Annotated in this window: 14 protein-coding genes; 7 read left to right on the top strand and 7 right to left on the bottom strand. The window is 48.1% G+C overall.

The features are described from left to right. Positions 1–274 precede the first annotated feature (274 nt). Positions 275–1273: a 2-hydroxyacid dehydrogenase gene (locus tag D4L85_RS11535; protein ID WP_119758749.1), complete on the top strand. Its 999-nt coding sequence runs from the start codon at positions 275–277 to the stop codon at positions 1271–1273. Between the two features lie 80 nt (positions 1274–1353). On the opposite strand, the gene acs is transcribed toward D4L85_RS11535, so the two are convergent. Together acs and D4L85_RS11525 are read right to left on the bottom strand one after the other, a co-directional pair. Continuing rightward, a complete protein-coding gene (gene acs, locus D4L85_RS11530; RefSeq protein WP_119754452.1) occupies positions 1354–3249 on the bottom strand; it encodes an acetate--CoA ligase in 1896 nt (631 codons plus the stop codon). Positions 3250–3581: 332 nt separating this feature from the next. Beyond that, positions 3582–4214, bottom strand: a complete 633-nt coding sequence (locus tag D4L85_RS11525; RefSeq protein WP_160143673.1) for a class I SAM-dependent methyltransferase — start codon at positions 4212–4214, stop codon at positions 3582–3584. Positions 4215–4695: 481 nt separating this feature from the next. On the opposite strand from D4L85_RS11525, the gene D4L85_RS11520 reads away from it, so the two are divergent. From D4L85_RS11520 to D4L85_RS11495, 6 genes are read left to right on the top strand one after another with little or no spacing between them, the layout of a single operon-like run. Next, entirely contained in the window at positions 4696–5655 is a 960-nt protein-coding gene (locus D4L85_RS11520) for a nucleotidyltransferase domain-containing protein (RefSeq protein WP_119754450.1), read from the top strand. Between the two features lie 16 nt (positions 5656–5671). After that, complete coding sequence (locus D4L85_RS11515) at positions 5672–7144, top strand: B12-binding domain-containing radical SAM protein (protein ID WP_119754449.1); 1473 nt, start codon at positions 5672–5674, stop codon at positions 7142–7144. 1 nt (position 7145) lies between these two features. Then, a complete protein-coding gene (locus D4L85_RS11510; protein ID WP_119754448.1) occupies positions 7146–7943 on the top strand; it encodes a class I SAM-dependent DNA methyltransferase in 798 nt (265 codons plus the stop codon). A 36-nt stretch (positions 7944–7979) separates the two neighbouring features. Further along, the gene (locus D4L85_RS11505) at positions 7980–9404 is read left to right on the top strand and encodes a B12-binding domain-containing radical SAM protein (protein ID WP_119754447.1); all 1425 of its coding nucleotides are present in this window, start codon (positions 7980–7982) and stop codon (positions 9402–9404) included. Positions 9405–9414: 10 nt separating this feature from the next. After that, the gene (locus D4L85_RS11500) at positions 9415–10098 is read left to right on the top strand and encodes a methyltransferase domain-containing protein (RefSeq protein ID WP_119754446.1); all 684 of its coding nucleotides are present in this window, start codon (positions 9415–9417) and stop codon (positions 10096–10098) included. Further along, the gene (locus D4L85_RS11495) at positions 10095–11006 is read left to right on the top strand and encodes a flavin reductase family protein (protein ID WP_119754445.1); all 912 of its coding nucleotides are present in this window, start codon (positions 10095–10097) and stop codon (positions 11004–11006) included. The genes D4L85_RS11500 and D4L85_RS11495 overlap by 4 nt, the downstream gene beginning before the upstream one ends. Before the next feature lie 124 nt (positions 11007–11130). On the opposite strand, the gene D4L85_RS11490 is transcribed toward D4L85_RS11495, so the two are convergent. The 5 genes from D4L85_RS11490 to D4L85_RS11470 form a co-directional block, all read right to left on the bottom strand. Further along, positions 11131–13830 carry a tail fiber domain-containing protein gene (locus D4L85_RS11490; protein WP_119754444.1) on the bottom strand — a complete coding sequence of 900 codons (2700 nt, stop codon included), beginning with the start codon at positions 13828–13830 and terminating at the stop codon, positions 11131–11133. Between the two features lie 340 nt (positions 13831–14170). After that, positions 14171–15310: a glycosyltransferase family 4 protein gene (locus tag D4L85_RS11485; protein ID WP_119754443.1), complete on the bottom strand. Its 1140-nt coding sequence runs from the start codon at positions 15308–15310 to the stop codon at positions 14171–14173. A gap of 191 nt (positions 15311–15501) precedes the next feature. After that, a complete protein-coding gene (locus D4L85_RS11480) occupies positions 15502–17616 on the bottom strand; it encodes a tail fiber domain-containing protein (protein WP_160143672.1) in 2115 nt (704 codons plus the stop codon). A 210-nt stretch (positions 17617–17826) separates the two neighbouring features. Further along, the gene (locus D4L85_RS11475) at positions 17827–18927 is read right to left on the bottom strand and encodes a glycosyltransferase (protein WP_160143671.1); all 1101 of its coding nucleotides are present in this window, start codon (positions 18925–18927) and stop codon (positions 17827–17829) included. A gap of 35 nt (positions 18928–18962) precedes the next feature. Continuing rightward, positions 18963–20057, bottom strand: a complete 1095-nt coding sequence (locus D4L85_RS11470; protein ID WP_119754440.1) for a glycosyltransferase family 4 protein — start codon at positions 20055–20057, stop codon at positions 18963–18965. Positions 20058–20278 lie beyond the last annotated feature (221 nt).

Raw genomic sequence — 20278 nt, 5'->3', positions numbered from 1 at the left:
CGATCGCGTCAACCAAACAAATCCTGTCCGACGTGGAGTGCGTTTACCGATTTCAAAAGTAACGCGCCGGCAACATCTGTTGAAATCGCTTTTATTTAGAATCAGGGAAAATCATACATCCCAAAGAATTTTGCATAATCATCCTAAACCAACACGAAGCCCCCGAAAATCGGGTGGAAACCGCTATCTTATTCTGAAAATCCCGCGGATCACCAAAACGCGCTTCACTTTGGAACCCGGAACGGCAGCTTCACATGATCTTAATGTTACCACTATGAAAATCGCCTTCTTCAGCACGCAGTCCTATGACAAATCCTTCTTTGAAGACCACAACCGGGACTTTGATTTTGCCATCGATTTCTTTGAAGTTCCCCTCACCGAGCAAACCGTGAACCTGGCCGCCGGCGCCCAGGCGGTTTGTGTTTTTGTGAACGACCGGGTGAATGCCGTGGTATTGGAAAAGCTTGCCGCCCAGGGCGTGGCCATCGTTGCCCTGCGCTGCGCGGGCTTTAACAACGTGGACCTGGCAGCCGCCGCCCGGCACAGCCTGCCCGTGGTGCGCGTGCCGGCCTACTCACCCCATGCCGTGGCCGAACACGCCGTGGCCATGATGCTGACGCTAAACCGGAAAACCCACAAAGCCTACAACCGCATACGCGAACAAAATTTTTCCCTGGCCGGCCTGCTGGGCTTCGACCTCTTTGGAAAGACCGTGGCCGTCGTCGGCACCGGCAACATTGGCCAGGTGTTCTGCAGGATCATGCTGGGCTTTGGATGCCGGGTGCTGGCCTATGATGTGGCTGAGCAGGATGCCCTGAAACAAGCCGGTGTTATCTACATGCCCCTCGATGCCTTGCTCCCCCAGGCCGACGTACTCTCGCTCCATTGTCCGCTAAACGAACACACCAAGTACCTGATCAATGACAAAACGCTGGCCCGCATGAAACCCGGCGCCATGCTCATCAACACCAGTCGCGGCGGGCTCATCGATACCCGGAGTGTTATCCAGGCATTGAAATCGGGCCACCTCGGCGCGCTGGGTGTGGATGTCTATGAACAAGAAGAATCCCTTTTCTTCCGCGACCTCTCCGACCACATCGTGACCGACGACATGATCATGCGCCTCATGAGCTTCCCCAACGTGTTGATCACGGCCCACCAGGGTTTTTTCACCCAGGAGGCCCTAACGCAAATTGCCCAAGTCACCCTGGGCAATCTGAAAGCCTTCACGGAAGGCAAACCTTTGACGAACGCGGTCCGTCCGAATAAATAAAATTAGAAAGCGTTTTGCTCTGCGGTTTAAAAATTCTGTGCACCCATTCGAGGGACTTTATTTCTTAACTGCAGTAAAACCTACAACGCCCCTGCTTTGATCTCGTCCACCACGGCCGGATCCAACAGGGTTGTGGTGTCGCCCAAATTGGAGGTATCGCCTTCCGCGACCTTGCGCAAAATGCGGCGCATGATCTTCCCCGAACGCGTTTTGGGCAGCCCGCTCACGAACTGGATCTTGTCCGGTTTGGCGATGGGGCCAATGATCTTGGAAACGGTTTCCTTGATCTCGCCGCGAAGTTTCTCCTCGTCCTTCGGCGGATGATAAAGGATGACGAACGCATAGATGCCTTGACCTTTGATGTCGTGGGGATAGCCCACTACGGCCGTTTCGCATACTTCGTGATGTTCGTCGATGGCGCTCTCCACTTCGGCTGTGCCCATGTTGTGGCCGGAAACGATGATGATGTCGTCTACCCGTCCCGTTATTCTGTAGTAGCCTTCTTCATCGCGTTTGCAACCGTCGCCGGTGAAATATTTGCCGGGGAATGTTGAAAAATACGTTTCAAAAAAACGCTTGTGGTCGCCATAGATGGTACGGGCCATGGAGGGCCAGGGGAATTTTATGGTGAGACGTCCTTCCACGCCGTTTGTTGTCAACTCTTTTCCGTTTTCGTCCATCACCGCCGGTTGCACGCCCGGTAGGGGCAGCGTGGCATGGGCGGGTTTCAGTTTTGTTACGTTGGCAATGGGCGAGATCATGAAGCCGCCGGTTTCGGTTTGCCACCATGTGTCGATGATGGGGCATTTTTCTTTGCCGATATTTTTGTTGTACCAATGCCAGGCTTCTTCATTGATGGGTTCACCCACGGAGCCCAATACTTCCAGGGAAGACAGGTCATATTTCTCAACAAAGCTCAACGGCGCTTTTTCCAGGGAGCGAATGGCCGTGGGTGCCGTATAAAAAATATTCACCTTATGCCGCTCGATCGCCTGCCAGAAGCGCCCCATATCGGGCCACGACGGAATGCCTTCGAAGATCACGGTAGTGCCACCCGCCGACAGCGGGCCGTATAGAATATAGGAATGGCCCGTGATCCATCCCAGGTCGGCCGTGCACCAGTATACCTGGCCGTCGCGGTATTGGAAGGCGGTCCGGAACGTATAGTTTATATAGACCATGTACCCACCGCAGGTATGCACCATGCCTTTGGGTTTGCCGGTCGAGCCTGAAGTATAAAGGATGAACAGCATGTCTTCGGCGTCCATTTCTTCGGGCGGACAGTCGGCAGAGACCTTGGCAATTTCTTCATGCCACCACAAATCGCGGCCGGCTTTCATTTTGACGCCGAGCTTCAGTTTTTGGAAAACGATGGCCGTCTTCACCGTGGGGCATTTCTCCAGGGCTTCGTCGACGATGCTTTTGAGGTCGAGCTTTTTCTCACCGCGGAACGAACCGTCGGAGGTGATCACCACGCTGCAACCGGAATCCTGGATGCGGTCGGCAATGGAGCCGGCCGAAAACCCGGCAAACACAACAGAGTGTACAGCACCAATGCGGGCACAGGCTAACACTGCATAGGCTAGTTCGGGGATCATGGGCATATAGATGCACACGCGGTCGCCCTTCTTCACGCCTTGCGCGCGAAGCATGTTGCCGACTTTGCTCACTTGCTCGTGCAGCTCCTTATAGGTAATGTGCTTGGCTTCGTCTTTGGGGTCGTTGGGTTCCCAGATAATGGCCGTTTGGTTTGCGCGCTGGGGCAGGTGGCGGTCGATACAGTTTTCAGTGATGTTCAGCTTGCCACCGACAAACCACTTCACCTCGGCCTTGTGAAAATCCCACTCCAATACCTTGTCCCATTTTTTGCGCCACTTGAAGTCGGCGGCGATGTTGCTCCAAAAATCTTCAGGGTTTGCGATACTTTTCTGGTACTGTTCTGCGTAGGCGTCGAAGGAAGAAAGGGTTGTATTCATAGGGTTGCGTCCGGATTTATGTTGTAAAGACACGGGTGATAAAATTCTACTCTTTTTCTGGAAATTCAAATATTGTTTTCATGTGTGGCGAGCACATTTAGAAAATTTTAAATCTTTTTAATGTCAGGCAACGCTCCAGGGCTGTCCCCTCCGTATTTCACCTGAAGCTCCCCTTGTCCCGGTTCCCCAGGCACAAAAACTCGCGCACATCGCACACCGATTTTTTGACCCTGTCATATGTACTTGACTTGGGTATCTATCGGACGAAGTCTGACTGACCAGGGAAGTAGAGTTGATCTCGTGTATGGAAAAGCTGGCGCAAAAAAAGATTTCTATTTCCGAATGCAAATCCAAGGAAATACGCCTTGCGACATTTTAAGTACCCTTCTCTTGACCCGAGAAATTACAGACTTGGGATTATAAAAGACCTGATAATTGTACTGCGCCAGTTGTTGGAACGAATGATGAAAATACTTGTCACACATTTCGGGCGTGCCCATGAGAGAGAAATGACGGTCGCTTCTTTGTTTGGCAAGCAAAACATCGTTTAGGGATTCGTAAAACGGGCTGTCGATGATGTGTATTTCACCTGTGTTCTTTAGGAGGGAGAGTAATTTTAAAATCAGTTTATTAAAATCTTTAAAATACTGGACCGAGGCCGCCAGAATGATAGTATCTATCGATTGCTCTTTAAACAGATCATCTAAAATATTGGCATACATAAAATATAAATTCTGCTGCTCACCAAAAGCATGGACTGCTTGTTTGAGTTCAGTCTGTTGCACATCGACACCGACTACCATGGCATCTAAACTTCTTGCCAGCGTGCCGGAGAGCCAGCCATTACCACACCCCAACTCCAGTACGACGGAGTTATTTTTCTTGTTTAAATAGAAGATGAGTTTTTGCGAAGAAAATTGCCGCACTTGCCACTCTTTAAAATGGGGATGTGACGTTGGTACCATGGGAAGTCTACGAATGGTCTCAATTGACAATATCCTTTTCTCTTGATGTCTTACTTTACTATAATACCTTTCAAAGTCATTAAAGGTGGATGGGTTCCTGGTGACATACAATTTGTCTTCCTCACGAAAATGGTCTGGATCTATAAGAATATCCGCAAGTCTCATTGGAATGAAAAAGGAAGAACCAGGAACTTAGTTTAACTATTGTAAAGGTTTTGAAACAATAACAAGAAAAATCGTAACGTTATCGGAGTCGCTATGTCAAGTTACAACTCAAGTTGCTCTTTTCTCGAAAAAATATTGTCTTTTCGCCTCGCCGCTATGCCGTAAATTTCATTACCTTTAAACCGTCCGTCAACTCCCCTGACGTTTTACCCCATTTTAGTTTTTTACATTCTTATTCCATGGTCTGGATAACAGTTGTGTAGTTTGCACTGTTTTCACCCGTGGACGAAGGATAGAAACTCAAAACTTGCGTCGTATGACCGTAGCTCTGCCGGACCGCATGGTGTTGAACGCAGTGGATGAACACATCCTGCGTACCCTGCTCTATTATGACATCTTCCATTATCCACTGAAGGCGGATGAAGTCCACCGTTTCCTGGGTGCACCGCTGGAGCACGAAGACTATATCCACTCGCGATTGAAAGCCCTTACCGCGCATCGCTATATTTCACAGTTCGGAGATTTTTTTGGCATTCAGGACAACGAGCACGATGCCAAGCGCCGGGCCAAAGGCAATGCGGAAGCCGAGCGGCTCACGGTCGTTGCGCGCAAAAAGGGGCGCTTTATTGGTAGCTTCCCGTTTGTTCGTGGTGTCATGGCCTCCGGTTCGCTCTCGAAAGGCTATATGGATGAGAAGTCCGACCTGGACTTCTTTATCGTCACGGCGCCAGGCCGGCTATGGATTGCCCGGACGTTGCTGGTGATGTATAAGCGGATCTTTCTTTTCAACTCGCACAAATATTTTTGTGTGAACTATTTTGTTGACGAGCAGCATTTGGAGATTGAGGAAAAAAATCTATTCACGGCCACCGAGCTGGCCACCGCGCTGCCGTTGTATGGCGCGGAACATTACCACCATCTTCTGAAGGCCAATCCCTGGCTGACGGGCTTCTTCCCCAACTTCCGGCCACGTGCAACCGAAGACGTAGCGCGCTCGAATCGTCGCGGCATAAAAAAGATACTCGAAGCATTTTTCAACCTCGCACCGTTTTCCAGGCTAGACCATCATCTCAAAAGGATGACGTTGAAACGCTGGGAAAAATTGTACCGGCGCGAATATTCCGATGCCGATTTCAAGGTAGCGTTCAAGACGAAAGATCATGCTTCTAAAAATCATCCCCGCAATTATCAGCGCAAGGTCCTGGAGCTGTATGCCGACAAAGTGAAAGCCTTTGGCCTGTCGCCCTTGCGGAGTTGCGCAGAAGAACAAGGCTAGTAAAAGATAGTGGCGCATGAAGATCCTGTTCACGCATTCATATTTCTACAAGCGCGACCCCAAACAGTGGCGCTTCAAACAACCATACCCACCGTTGGGCACCCTGCTGGCCGCAGCCGTGATGCGCACGCAAGGGCATGACGTCGCATTGTTGGACAACAATTTGAAAGATGGCCCGGACGCGATCGTGCCGGCCCTGACCGAGCACCGCCCCAACTATGTGGTGATCTATGACGACGGTTTTAACTACCTCACCAAAATGTGTCTCACCGTGATGCGCGAGGCCGCTTTTGTGATGGCCGAAGAAAGCCGGAAGCGCGGGTGCACGGTGATCATCTGCAGCTCTGACGCAACGGATCATTACGAAAAATATTTTCAACATCACGTGGACTACGTGATCCGTGGCGAAGGAGAAGAAACCTTAAAACAACTGATCGACACGCTCGAAAAACAAGGCGACGTGTCGGCTGTACAAGGACTGGCCTTTCGCGAAAACGGAACGACCATCCTAACCCCGGCCCGACCCGTGCTGCGCGACCTGGATGCCCTGCCCCTGCCGGCGTGGGACCTGGTGGATATGGAATCCTACCGCGCCTTGTGGCTAAAACATCATGGCTATTTTTCGCTAAACCTGGCCACCACCAGAGGATGTCCTTTCAAATGCAACTGGTGCGCAAAACCGATCTATGGAAACCGCTACACCTCGCGGTCGCCGCAACATGTAGTGGATGAGATCGCTTTTTTATTGGAGCACCACCATCCTGACCATTTTTGGATGAGCGACGATATTTTCGGGCTGCGACCGGGTTGGGTGCGGGAATTTAATCGCCTTGTAAAGGAGCGAAAGCTGGCTTTTACCTACAAAATCCAGTCCCGTGTGGACCTCTTGCTGGAAGACGAGGTGATCGACGCCCTGGCGGCCTCGGGCGCCCGAACGGTTTGGGTGGGCGCTGAATCCGGGTCACAGAGCGTTTTGGATGCCATGGACAAGGGCACGACCGTAGAACAGATCTATGAGGCAACCCGGCTGTTAAAGACGCATGGCATCGCCGTGGGATTCTTTCTGCAATTCGGCTACCCCGGCGAAACGGAAACCGACATCCAGGCAACCCTGCGGATGGTGCTGGAATTGATGCCCGAAGAAGTGGGGATTTCCATTTCCTACCCCCTGCCGGGCACAAAATTTTATGAAAACGTGAAAGGGCAGCTCCTGGAAAAGCAAAATTGGTCCGATTCCGATGATTTGGCCATGCTCTTTAAAAGCACTTTTAACAATGCGTATTATAAAGCGTTACACCGGTACGTGCACTACGTGTATCGAAAACAAAAAGGTTATGCCAGTTTGAAGAAACTTATGCGCAGTCCTTTGCGTCTTACGTATAAGGACCTCAAACAAGGCCTAGGTACGTTTTATTTCGGAGCCCGTGTCACACTTTTATCCAAAAGACTTCGTATCTTAAAAGACTCTACCATCCCAAATTCGCGGTAACATGGCAGCCCCCTTCGATCATATCGCCACCTCCTACGACTCCCAGTTCACCCGGAGCGCCATTGGCCAATTGCAAAGAAAAAGGGTTTGGTCGTACCTGGAAAAGATCACCCCCGAATTGAACGGGCTGGAAATCCTGGAATTGAATTGCGGTACGGGGGAAGATGCCTTGCTGTTTAGCGAAAAGGGCTTCAACATCGTGGCCACCGATGTTTCGGAAGAAATGCTGAAGGTGACCATGCAAAAGGCCCAGCAATATTCCATGCAAAACAAGATCAGCTCCCAATACCTCGATCTCGATAGTTTTGACGATACGCTTTTTGATAAAAAATTCGACCTGGTCTTCTCCAACTTCGGCGGTTTGAATTGTATCAATCCCGAAGCCATGCAAAAGCTGCTGGCCAAAATTCCATCCATTCTTTCACCCGGCGGTCGCTTTGTTGCCGTGGTCATGCCAAAATTTTGTCTTTGGGAGACCAACTACTTCCTGATGAAGCTCCGTTTCCTGCGGGCTTTCCGCCGGATGACCCAGAAAGAAGTGATGGCCGATCTGCAAGGCACGCAGATGAAAACCTGGTACTACACCCCCGCGCAAATAAAAAAATGGTCGAAGCACGCCTTCCGTCACGTGACCACCAAACCAGTGGGGTTTGCCATTCCACCCTCCTATTTTGAAAATTTCTTTTCGCGCAAAAAAGGACTTCTGCTCCAACTCAACCGGATGGAGCAAGCGCTGGACCGGTTCTCTTTCCTGGGAAGCATGGCCGATCATTTCCTCATAGACCTCCGGCTTCTATGAAATTTTCTTCCTCCGCAGCATAAGCACCGAACCGCCATGGACGTACTGCTCTCGCATGGATATTTTTTAGAAGACGATGTGAAAGAGCAGCGCATCATGCGACCCTACCCGCCGCTGGGCATCCTCTACATCGCGGCGTACCTGGAAAGGCACGCGATCAAAAACGAAGTCTACGACACCACCTTCTCTTCTAAAAGAAATTTTCAGGACCACCTCTTGCATACGAAGCCACCCCTGCTGGCGCTTTATGTGAATCTGATGACCAAGCTGAATATCCTGGAGACCATTCGCTTTGTAAAAAAGAATTTACCCGCTACCCGCGTCATCCTCGGCGGCCCCGAAGTGAAACACAGCGCCGAGAATTTCCTGCGTGCCGGCGCCGACATCATCGCCATCGGCGAGGGCGAAGAAACGATGAGGGAGTTGGTGACAACACTTTCTGAACACCAGTACATTCCTGGCTCATTTCTTAAAGACATAAAAGGTATTGCCTTTCTTCAGGACGATCGCTTTGTTGAAAATCCGGAACGCGACAAGATCAAAGACATCAACGAGCTGGTACCGGCCCGTCACAAAATAGATCTTCATCGCTATCTCGAGGCCTGGAAGGAACGGCATGGCACCAATGCTATCTCGGTGAGCACGATGCGCGGTTGTCCGTATACCTGTAAGTGGTGCAGCCGTGCCGTTTATGGCTTAAGTTACCGGAGAAGGTCACCTGAAAAAGTTGCCGACGAACTGGAAACGCTGCAACGCGAGTACCGGCCTGACAGCCTCTGGTTTGTAGATGATGTTTTTACCATCAGTCACAAATGGCTGACCGCTTTTCGCGACGAGTTGCAAAAAAGAGAGCTCGTCATTCCTTACGAATGCATTACGCGCGCCGATCGCATGAACGATGAAGTGATCCGGTTGCTCAAAGAAACGGGATGCTTCCGCGTATGGATTGGCGCCGAAAGCGGTTCCCAAAAAGTGATCGACCTCATGGACCGCCGCGTGGACGTGAACCAGGTGCGCGACATGATCCGGCTCACCAAAAATTATGGCATCGAAACGGGCACCTTCATCATGTTGGGCTATCCCGGCGAAACGGAAGCCGACATCGAGGAAACCATTCATCATCTCAAAGAATCCAACCCGGATCATTTCACCATCACCGTTGCTTATCCCATCCGGGGCACGGAGCTTTACCAGGAGGTGGAAGCCGATCAAACCACTTCTTTGGAATGGGCCACCAGCACGGACCGGGAGATCGATTTCAAGCGGTCGTATTCGAGGCGGTATTATGATTTTGCAGTGCGACATGTGATCAACGAAGTTCAGTGGGCAAAGGGATCGCAGCATGCTTTGAACATTAGCAACATGCTCCTCAAAGTAAAATCGGTCACGGCCAAGCTGGGCATGATCTGGCACCGCCAACGGCCGGCGAAGACCCTTCACTACAGCAACTCAACAGAATAACGTTCACGCTATGGCCAGACGCACAGAGACCATCACTTCTTTTTATGATGCCATCGCTGGGCAGTACGATGCATTTCTGACCGACCACGATGCAAAAGCGCGCAAAGTGATCGCGCAGGTTTTCAAAGAAACCGTGCCCCGCGGTGTCGTGCTGGATTTTGGTGGCGGCACCGGGCTGGACCTTCCCTGGCTTCAGGAACATTATTCAACCGTGCTGTTTTTAGAACCTTCATTAAAAATGAGAGGAGAAGCACGGAAAAAAATGACATCGTCCGAACATGTTCGTTTTGTTGATCAGGATACGGACTTCACTGAATGGTCGGAGCAGCGGCTTCCTTTCCCGGAAAAGGTGGACGGCATCCTCGCCAATTTTGCAGTGCTCAATTGCATCGAAAATATGCCAGCGTTTTTTGAAAAGCTTGCGTTGGTCACCTCCAGGCAATGTCATCTGGTGGCCGCCCTGCTGGATCCGCACGTGAACCATATTCTCAAAAAGAATTCTGTATTTTCTGCGCTGCGCATTCTGGTGTCAGACACGTTAACCATTCACCACCAACGCGAGGGTGTCCTTCATAAGACGTTCGTCCATACCCTGCGAAAACTCAAAAACGCCTCTTCACCCTATTTCGATATGCTTTCGTCCACAGCGATCCCTTCATCCGATTTTGTTTTGGTAATCTTTGCGAGAAAATGAAGGCCCTCCTGAAGTCCATTGCAAAACGTGTACTTTTTGGGAACCGCGTGGCAAAGAGTTTTCCCGCAGTCAGGATCCCCATCGGAAAAGTGGAAGAAAAAGTTTTCTTGTCGTGGCCAGATGGCCGGCTCGATATAAGCGAAAGACATTGCATCGTATGCCACGCGCCGTTTTGCCTGTCGGTTTGGCTAACCCCTGAGGAGTGGAGAAGGGTAGAAACGAACGTCCCCACGATTTCCGTAACCACCGGGGAAAAGATCCATGCAGAGTTGATCACCGCGGTTGTAAAAAAAATTGATGTTGCGAATGGTTTTTTGGTCGTCGTGAAAGCTGAAAAGGCTTTTTGTCATCAGAAGAGTGCATGGTTTCAGTATTTTATACGACGTTATTTCAAAAACAAAAATTCGGCAGAAGAGGACAAGTTTTACGCGGCAGCGTATTCCTATCCTCGTCGTGTTATCGCGGTTTCGTTCCGGGACGAATCTTATTATAACATTTTTCCTATGGATTTTCAGTGTCATATCCCGCAAAGCGGCCTGTACGTTCTGGGATTGCGAACCACAAACATCACGCTGCAAAAAATTATTCAATCTGAGAAAATTGTCATCGGCGACACCGACGGCGCTGAATTGAGTGTTATCTATGCGCTGGGTAATAACCACAGTTCTCAGCCGCCCTCCATAGAACAGCTTCCATTTACGGTGTCGGCTAGTGAAGCATTTCATTTTCCCGTTCCCGATTTCTCGGCATCATACAAAGAGATCAGACTAATCGGGCATTATAATCTGGGGACGCATACGATGTTGGTGGGGGAAATTGTGAATGCCCGGGAAGTGAGGGAAAAGCAAAGCTACCTTTATCACATTAGCTTCTTGCAGTCCCTGGGAATGCATTACACTTCGGCTTAGCAATCAAAAATATGGTTTGATCAGATGAAGAATTCGTGTTGTGTCAACGCAAACCGCCAGCAAGAAAGATTACATGAGCATTGAGGGCCGGTAGAAAAACCCTCAATGCTCATGGATTAGATGTTTAGTCAGTCAGAACCATTCTCTTGGTATCCACAACTTTGTTATCCACGATCAGGCTATACAAATACATTCCTGCCGACAGCTCATTGCCGGCGATCGTTATGCTAACATCGCCGCGGTCTTTTACAGGGAAGCTTTTGACTTGCTTACCATCGAGCGCGTATACGATTACAGTCGCTTTAAAAACCGTTTCCGGCAATGACATTTTAATTTCGGTGCTAGCGGAAAAAGGATTGGGCACATTTTGAAAAAGCTCGACGCTTTCAGATGCTGTCACATTTTCTGATCCCTGAAGCTTGCTCTCCAGTAGATCAATCGTTTTCTGCTGTTCTTCTACTTTCGTCGACAATTCCTGAACCGCTTTTACCAGGGGCACAACAAAGGCTTCATAGCTGATCCGGTAGTGATCCGCTTCTCCGCTGGGGCGTTGCAGGCCCTGAAATTCAAAACCCATCTTATCAATGACTTTTTCCACTTCTTGCGCGATAAATCCGGTTCGTCTCGCAGGTTTGGTTTTTTGATCTTGCTTTTCTGCCCCACTATTATCGTTCGTGAGACCCAAAAATTTACGGTAGGCCTCCATATCCATATAATAACTTACAGGTCTTAGTTGGTTGATAAATTGAAGACCCGCTACATTTTCCTGAATATCCTTTTTGAACCGTGCGTCTGAAATTACGCTCCAACCCACGGCGCCGCCAATCACCGAAACGGCCGGGCTTCCAATGACTACCTGGTTTGATGCTGTATTGGTGGCCTGGTATCCAAGCGCGGTAGCGTTAGTGATCCCCGAGGCCCCAATGGCATTGGACATGCTTCCGATAGAGGTATTATTAACACCCGAAGTGTTGGCGGTCATGGCCATATATCCAATGGCGGTATTGTAAGAGCCACCGGTATTCGTACTGAGTGCTTCACTGCCCACGGCTGTATTATAACCCGTTGTATTCACCGCCAGCGCTAAGTTCCCAACTGCCGTGTTCGCCGAGCCTATGCTATTCGCACTCAGGGAAGACTTTCCAAAAGCCGTATTGCTTGACCCCGTCGTGTTGTTCAGCAGGGCATCTTTTCCATTGGCGGTGTTGTTCAAACCGGAAGTGTTCTTGCTTAGCGCTAATGCTCCATACCCGGTATTGTCGTGGCCGACGCTAACGGCCAGAACTTCATATCCGAACGCCGTATTATAATTGGCCGCGCCAATGGTTCGCAGCGCTCCGGAGCCACTCGCAGTATTAAAAGAACCTGTGGTAATACCTAAAAGTGCGTTGTTGCCCAAAGCTGTGTTGTGTGCCCCCGATGAAGCCGCTTGCAACACATTGGAACCAACACCGGTATTATTGGAGCCCGTGCTTTGCCACAATACATTGAAACCAAATGCCACATTATCTTGCCCCGTAACATTGGTCCTAAGGGCATTGGCCCCTACGGCAACATTGTGTATCCCGGTGGTATTTGACGTCAGCGCGTTATAACCCACTGCCGTGTTATCGCTCGCCGTTGAATTAGCGGATAGGGCAAAAGCTCCCAATGCCGTATTACGGTCAGCGGTGCTTAGTTTTAGGGCGAAGTTTCCAATGGCTGTATTGTTCGATCCAACTAGATTTGCCTGTAACGCCTGATTACCCACCGCGCTGTTAAACGTTCCGCCAGTATTCGAGCCTAACGCGAAATATCCAACGGCAGTGTTTTGGTATCCGACATCGTTCGCTTTCAAGCTCTGATGACCCAAGCTCGTATTGTATGATCCCGTTGTGTTTGAAGTTAAAGCCCAGTAGCCCACAGCGCTATTACCCGCACCGGTAGTATTTACCGTCATGGCCAGAGACCCGATCGCCGTATTGGCCGCCGCTGTATTGCTAGAAAGGGCACTCATACCGATAGCCGTATTGTCGTTGCCGCTTACATTAAAATACAATGACTGGTAGCCAACGGCCGTGTTACGAGTGCCGGTGGTGTTGGAGTATAATCCCCGGTATCCAATTCCCGTATTGTTAGATGCGGTATTGGCGTAAAGCGCTTCCTGTCCACTGGCCGTGTTATAACTACCTGTTGAGTTAGAGTATAGTGCATCTTGTCCACTTGCAGTATTTGAATTTCCTACAGTGTTAAAGTACAGGCCACGGTATCCTATCGCGGTATTTCCTGCTCCTGTTGTGTTGGAAAATAATGACATGGATCCATGTGCTGTATTGTTTGAAGCCAAGTTATTTTGAAGTGAATTGGTGCCTGACGCGGTATTGTTGGATCCCGTTGTATTTGCAAACAATGAAAAAGTACCGACTGCCACGTTGCCAATTCCCGACGTATTGTTGTAGAGTGATGTATAACCTAACGCAGTATTGTCGTGTCCTGTGGTGCTGAGATAAAGAGAATACGCTCCTATTGCAGAATTATAGTACCCTGACGAATTAGTATAAAGTGACCGATATCCGAATCCGCTATTTGAGTTACCGGTGGTATTTGAGAAGAAGGCTTCCGATCCCATTGCTGTATTTCGAATGCCGGTCGTCAAAGATTTTCCCGTAGATTTTCCAAAAAGAGAATTATCTTCACTTGTACTTGTCGCAGCGTTACCGGAAAAATAGCCAAAGAAGCTGTTGCTAATACCTAGCGTCCCAGACGAGGTGCCATAATTTGTGTTTTGTGCATATGATAAAAAGCACAAAAGCGCGAATGCAATAGAAAGTTTCAGTTTTTTCATAAGGGGTTTTGTTTAAGATTAACGTATTTCAAAAAACGATTGTAACCGCCAGCGGAGCTGGTGCAACTAAACTAGGTAATTTCTATTTACCGACCACAAGTTGCCATCTTAACTGTATATTAAATAGTTATCGTATTAACATTAAGTCATCGATAAGAACACCAGTAGTTGTGTCTCGTAAGACAAAAATATCCTAAAGCAACATTATGTTTGTCGTTCGGCGCACGGTACATAAAAAATGCAATGGGGAGGGTCAGCGCGCAACAATCGGCGCGCTTACGTTCACCAATAACATTAATTGCCAACGATCAGTGAGGCGTTGGACGACTTGACCCACTTTTCATGACGAATCTTTATCTACAATGGAATCAAGATATTGCAAATAATTGTCTGCCGCCCAAACTGCTCCATAGGTGGTAATCCATTGATGTCCCCTTTGCTGAAATTCTGAATAACGCGCCTTATCCGCTATCAGCTGCAACGTTTGCGTCGCCAATGCAACATCATCTCCCGGCGGCACGGCAACGGCATAGTCTTCACCTAGGTCAGCCAAGATACCCACCGATGTTCCACATACTACAACGCCACTCGCCATTGCCTCTTGAATAACGGCACAGCCGGTCTCAAATCTGGCGGGATGGAAAAGGATATGTGCCTTGTCAAAGTACCCTGGTAGTTCGGACTGCGCTGCGAACTTAACAAAATGAACCTTCGTCGAGATTCCCAGTGATTGAAGAAGTGATTGAACTTTGGGAATATCATATCCGCTACCAATAATGGTCAAGGTGCATTCAATCTTGTCAGCAATTTTGGCGAACGCTCGAAACATTGTATCCTGGTCCTTCAGCAAACTATAGTACGCGATATGGATAAAATGTACGGGGAAAGAAACGGACTTGCGGACAAATGGAAATCGTTCGCTGTTTATCCGGAGGGGAAGCACGTCAATATCACGTTGCGTCGGCAAGCACTGTTTGGCAATTTCCTTTTGGATGTGGGCCACGGTGACGAGATAGTCTGTCTCGTGACAAACTCTTCTCGTAACCTTTGCGAGCCACGGAATGGTGAGATCCATACAACCGAGTCCGGGTAGGGATGCCGCTTCATAAGCAATCATCTGAACTACAACCGGACGCCTGATCCATTTTCCAAGACGGACGGCGTACGCTCCTGCGGGATAGGGCGAAATCGCAAAAATCACATCCCATGGTTGATGCAGGTGATCGAAAAAACATTTCATCATCACCTGGAAGTATTTCAACCGTCCCGGTATCCGCCAGGAAGTTGGTTGTTTTATTTTGATGGAAGAAGAAGCGACGTCAGCGTTGTGGTTGATAAGGGAGTAGAAGCAAATGTCAAAGTGAATAGAAAGCCGTTCAAAAAGATCGACCAAAACGGGGATTCCCATGCCTTTGGCGCCGCCACCCAGGGTGGCTAAGCCAAATACCGCTATACGTGGTTTTTGCTTCTGTGATTCCATTATTTGGGGCCATAAGTGCGCTGCTTGTTACATCGCCCCGCGTAGGGATTAAGCGACACTCGTCGCGCAATTTTCAGGCTGGCAGCTCGTCCCCAAAGGGAGGACTATGCACTTTTTCCAAGATCAGGAATCAATCACAAAAAAGCAATGAGGGGATCGAATGAAAATAAACGATCCCCTCATTTCAAAGGTCACTTAGTTAGAATCATTCTTTTCGTGTCTATAATTTTTCCGTCCAATAAAAGGGCATATATATACATGCCTGCTCCTAGTTCATTAGCCGAAATTCTCACCGTCGCGTCACCCCGCTCTCTTACATTGATCGCTTTTAGTTCCTTTCCATCCAGCGCATATATCATAACATCAGCGCGAAGCGTCGATTCCGGCAATTTCATTTTGATCTCTGTGTCGACTGAAAATGGATTCGGCACATTTTGAAATAGAACAGCTTCAACCGATACGCTATCATTCGCTTTTGAGTCTGCTGTGGCAATTTTATTCATCAAAATATCCATTTTTTGTTGCTGGTCCTCCAATTTTTGAGTGAGTTCTTGAACTGCCTTAACCAAAGGAACTACAAAATCAGAGTATCGAATGCTGTAGTGATCATTGTCGTTTTGAGGCAAATCCACGCCATTAAAGGTAACGCCCAACTTTTCTATTACGTCCTGTACTTCTTGGGCGACAAAACCAGTCTGTCTAACTATTTTCTCCTTTTTAGCCGACTGACTCTGTGCCGGTATTTTTGTAGCACCAAGAAAACGATCCAGCGACTCGAAATCAATTGAATAGCTGACAGGTCTGAGATGATTAATGAAATCAAGACCTGCCACATCCTCTTTTATATCCTTTTTAAAACGTCCATCCGAAAAAGTAGACCATGAAACCTGCCCACTTATTCTAGTAACAGAAGTATTACCTACTGCAACCATATTGTTTATCGTAGGAATTGCATTATATCCCAAAGCCGTGGTGTTTTCCAACCCGGAAGTAGATGTCGGTCCCGCTAGGCTGCCAAACGCACTATTGGCGGAGCCAATTGTATTGCTATACAATGCATTGTTCCCAACAGCCGTGTTATGAACACCAGCAGAATTGGAAAATAAGGCGGTATAACCCATCGCTGTATTATAATAACCCAATGCATTCGTGTATAGCGCAGCATGACCTACGGATGTATTGTGGTAACCTATGTTTGTCAGATATTGAGATGTATATCCAACTGCGGTGTTTCCCTCTCCTGTGGATATCGAATGAAGGGCCTTAAATCCAATCGCGGTACTCCAACCAATATCCGTTCCTGAATATAAGGCTTCAAAGCCAACCGCAGTGTTAAAACTTCCACTCGTATTAGAAAATGATGCGTTCCCGCCGATGGCGATATTGTAGGACCCAAAAGTATTTGACTTAAGTGCTTGATATCCACTGGCAGTATTATTATTACCTGTATCGTTCACATTGAGCGCCAGGTATCCCGTGGACGTATTGTTGGCCCCAATAGTGTTGGATGTTAGACCTAAATATCCGATTGCTGTATTGTTGGCACCCGTCGTGTTGGAGTACAAACTTCTATATCCATTTGCCGTGTTCCCAGATGCTGTCGTGTTGGCATAAAGAGCTTCTTGTCCATTAGCAGTATTGAAGCTGCCAGAGGTATTAGAGTACAGAGCATCTTGTCCGCTTGAAGTGTTGGAATTTCCTATCGTGTTAAAGTATAGTCCTCGATAGCCCATTGCGCTATTTCCAGTTCCTGTTGTATTAGAAAATAACGAATAGCCCCCATGCGCGGTATTATTTGAAGCTAAATTATTCTGAAGGGAATTAGTTCCAGAAGCTGTATTATTAGATCCTGTAGTATTGGCAAATAGCGAAAAACTACCAACCGCCATGTTACCAATTCCAGAAGTATTGTTATAAAGTGACGTGTAACCCAAGGCAGTGTTATCATGTCCTGTTGTATTTAGCAACAAAGAATACGCCCCTATGGCCGAATTATAGTAGCCTGAGGAATTAGTGTAAAGTGATCTGTATCCGAATCCACTATTTGAATTACCTGTGGTATTTGAGAAAAAAGCTTCTGATCCCATCACGGTATTTCGGATACCAGTCGTTAAAGATTTTCCGGTTGATTTTCCAAATAAGGAATTGTCTTCACTTGTACTTGTCGCTACGTTACCGGTAAAGTAACCAAAGAAACTGTTGTTAACTCCCACTGTTCCGGCCGAAGTGCCAAAACTTGTGTTGTTTTGTGCATTTGATAACCCACAAACAAATGCGAATGCAATAGCAAGTCTTAATTTTTTCATAGCATTTATATTTAAGGTGAAAAACGTGTTTCTAAAAACGGCTTTTACGAGTTCCAGCGGGCGCTGGCCAGGTCGATTTGAGTAGATGAAATTAACCAATTCCATCTATGAATCAAGACTTACAGTCTTTAAATATATATTAAGGAACTATCACGCCCCTACGGAAATCGACGCATCGGAAACGTCGTATGGCGATAGTAAAGTTATCTCTTATCGCTTGCCGCTGAACCTAATCGTTTTACGATAACATCCCCCCGTTTGTCCAACAGTCCAATGTATTGAATGAATATTTGCCCATACAAATGCGTCTTTTCGCAGCGCATTGATGCGATTTGAGTCTTTTATTAAGGCTAATGTTTCGCGCGCCAATGCTCGGTGGTCTCCAATCGGAACGGCTACGCAAAATTCTTCAAGGTCGTAAATCAGCCCAACTTTTGTTCCGCATACCACGACGCCGCTGCTCATCGCCTCCGTCACCACTTCGCTTTGACCCTCGGAGCGTGAAGTGTGCAGCAGAATATCGGCATCGGTATAATATTCGGGCAATGCTTCGTAAGGAAGTAACCCCAGGAAGGTGATACAATTTTCGATAGCGAGCTCCCCGGCCAATGTCTTTAGGCGCGATTCCAATACGCCCTCACCAATCAACGTGAGATGGCTCTCCACGCTTTCGGCTATGATCTTGAAAGCTCTCAGCAAGGTCTCCTGATCTTTCACCGGGTGAAGATTGGCAATGTGAAGAAAACGTATGGGTTGTTGAACTTCCTTTTCGCGAAAGGCAAAGAGGTTCGTGTCAATTCCCCAGGGGATGATATGGATTTCTCGAGGCTTCATCCCAATGGAACGAAGATTGTGTACCAGATACCGCGTTAATGCCGTAACCTCATCCGCTTTCCTCAATGTCCAAAAACTTATTCGGCGATACAGCGGCTTGATCAGTTGACCGTAGTTGATCTCCGGCAGGGCAATGGCGTCGCCTCCCAGTATGCTCACGATGCTCTTGAGGCCGAAAATTTTTCCTAAGGCGACGGCAAAGAACCCATTTGGCAAAATCCAGAACCCGTGCACAACCTCGAACTTTTTGAGACGATGGACGCGACGAAAAACAAAAAAAAGTTTCAAAGCCCTTACCCAAGGCCGCGATGAATAAACGTCGATCAATTCAAATCCATCGACGCTATAACCTTTGTTCCGCTTGTATAATTGGAAGACCGTGACATCAAATTCAAGCGCCAGCAATCGAATCATTCGCTCCAACACCGGAACGCCAATGTTGTTATTCCCTGTGCCGATGCCGCCCGGGATGATCATAGCGATCCTCTTTTTGTCCGAGGCGTTCGCCGGGTTCATATAATTTCCTCGATTATGTTCATGGTGTTGCGGGCAATGGCTTCGTTAGAAAGAACATTTTTGAATTGCTGCAGAACGTTTTCCCTTTCTTTAGCTGCATTCAACGTCAGCGCCTTGTGCAGCGCATCGACAAGGCCTTTTTCGTTGCCCGATTCATACAACACTCCAACCTTGCCCACGCCGGTCATCATGCGGAAAGAAGGGATGTCGGTGAGGATGGGTATACAACCACACGACATCGCTTCACACACTGCAACACCCGAACCTTCGTAAAAAGAACTCGAGATCACATAGTGTACGCTGTTGTACCAATACAGCAAATCATCGTTCGACACCTGTCCCACGAGGGAAATATTGGGATGAGACAAAGCAACTTGCTCTACGTCATGCAACAACTCAGTAGATTGATAGATCATGTACAGCCTGGCTTCTGGTTCAGTTTGTAAAAAATCAACAAAGGCTTTCACAGCCATAACGGGATTCTTTCGTAACTCCAAGCCTCCCACCCAAATAAATGTTGTCGATCCACGAACACCTGTAACTTTACGCGCTTCGCTGATATCGAGCGAATGAAATGGAGAAGATGCTTCCATTACTTCTTTCACTTTTTCAAGGTTACGGATAAGGTGCTTATTTTTCCAGTCGATGGCTAAGTTGCGCGAGGTAAACAGGTATGCGTCGAAGCAGCGATCGGCCCATCGTTGAAAGAACGCCCGAAAATACCTCAGTGGCCGCTCAGCGTGATGTTGCCCAATGATCCCGACGTTGCCTCCCAAGACCGCGCGCAGCATCACGACCTGCCACGGCGATATCAGGCCATGGACAATGACTACGTCGGGCCGCAATTTTTTTATATAGCGGTTGAATGCAAACGGCATCAAAAGTTGCCATCGGGTGTATCCAGGAAAATAGTACGTCACTCCATTCTTATAAAAATCGCCCTTGTACCGGATATGATGGATTGCCACAATCTCGGCATAGCTTGCCATACTTTCGAAGATGCCGGTGGAAAACCTGATCTTTTTCACCCATGCTTCCGGATCGGTACATTCAGGAGTGGGTATGTTATAAGAAACGTTGACGATTTTCAAGTCACGAAGATTGATGTTATAAATCTAATCAATAGTGTCACAAAAAAAGTAACGGTCGTCTTCACAAAAAGAAATGACCGACGAAATTTCATCGAAGATCCCCCTCTAGTGTTATGTTTTGCATTTTGTTTTCACGACCAGCCAACCTTTTCGTCCAATCAACCGTCCTGACGTTTTCAGGAAGATCCGGACAGCACATAAATGCGTTTATAATCCTTATC

The sequence above is a fragment of the Chryseolinea soli genome, assembly GCF_003589925.1.
Taxonomy (GTDB): Bacteria; Bacteroidota; Bacteroidia; order Cytophagales; family Cyclobacteriaceae; genus Chryseolinea; species Chryseolinea soli.
The sequence above is the reverse complement of the archived record's forward strand: the minus strand, read 5'-3'. Positions and strand labels throughout refer to the sequence as shown.

Coding starts and splice junctions, on each gene's coding strand:
- D4L85_RS11535 (WP_119758749.1), top strand. CDS start 275: ATGAAAATCGCCTTCTTCAGCACGCAGTCCTATGACAAATCCTTCTTT.
- acs (WP_119754452.1), bottom strand. CDS start 3,249: ATGAATACAACCCTTTCTTCCTTCGACGCCTACGCAGAACAGTACCAG.
- D4L85_RS11525 (WP_160143673.1), bottom strand. CDS start 4,214: ATGGTACCAACGTCACATCCCCATTTTAAAGAGTGGCAAGTGCGGCAA.
- D4L85_RS11520 (WP_119754450.1), top strand. CDS start 4,696: ATGACCGTAGCTCTGCCGGACCGCATGGTGTTGAACGCAGTGGATGAA.
- D4L85_RS11515 (WP_119754449.1), top strand. CDS start 5,672: ATGAAGATCCTGTTCACGCATTCATATTTCTACAAGCGCGACCCCAAA.
- D4L85_RS11510 (WP_119754448.1), top strand. CDS start 7,146: ATGGCAGCCCCCTTCGATCATATCGCCACCTCCTACGACTCCCAGTTC.
- D4L85_RS11505 (WP_119754447.1), top strand. CDS start 7,980: ATGGACGTACTGCTCTCGCATGGATATTTTTTAGAAGACGATGTGAAA.
- D4L85_RS11500 (WP_119754446.1), top strand. CDS start 9,415: ATGGCCAGACGCACAGAGACCATCACTTCTTTTTATGATGCCATCGCT.
- D4L85_RS11495 (WP_119754445.1), top strand. CDS start 10,095: ATGAAGGCCCTCCTGAAGTCCATTGCAAAACGTGTACTTTTTGGGAAC.
- D4L85_RS11490 (WP_119754444.1), bottom strand. CDS start 13,830: ATGAAAAAACTGAAACTTTCTATTGCATTCGCGCTTTTGTGCTTTTTA.
- D4L85_RS11485 (WP_119754443.1), bottom strand. CDS start 15,310: ATGGAATCACAGAAGCAAAAACCACGTATAGCGGTATTTGGCTTAGCC.
- D4L85_RS11480 (WP_160143672.1), bottom strand. CDS start 17,616: ATGAAAAAATTAAGACTTGCTATTGCATTCGCATTTGTTTGTGGGTTA.
- D4L85_RS11475 (WP_160143671.1), bottom strand. CDS start 18,927: ATGATCATCCCGGGCGGCATCGGCACAGGGAATAACAACATTGGCGTT.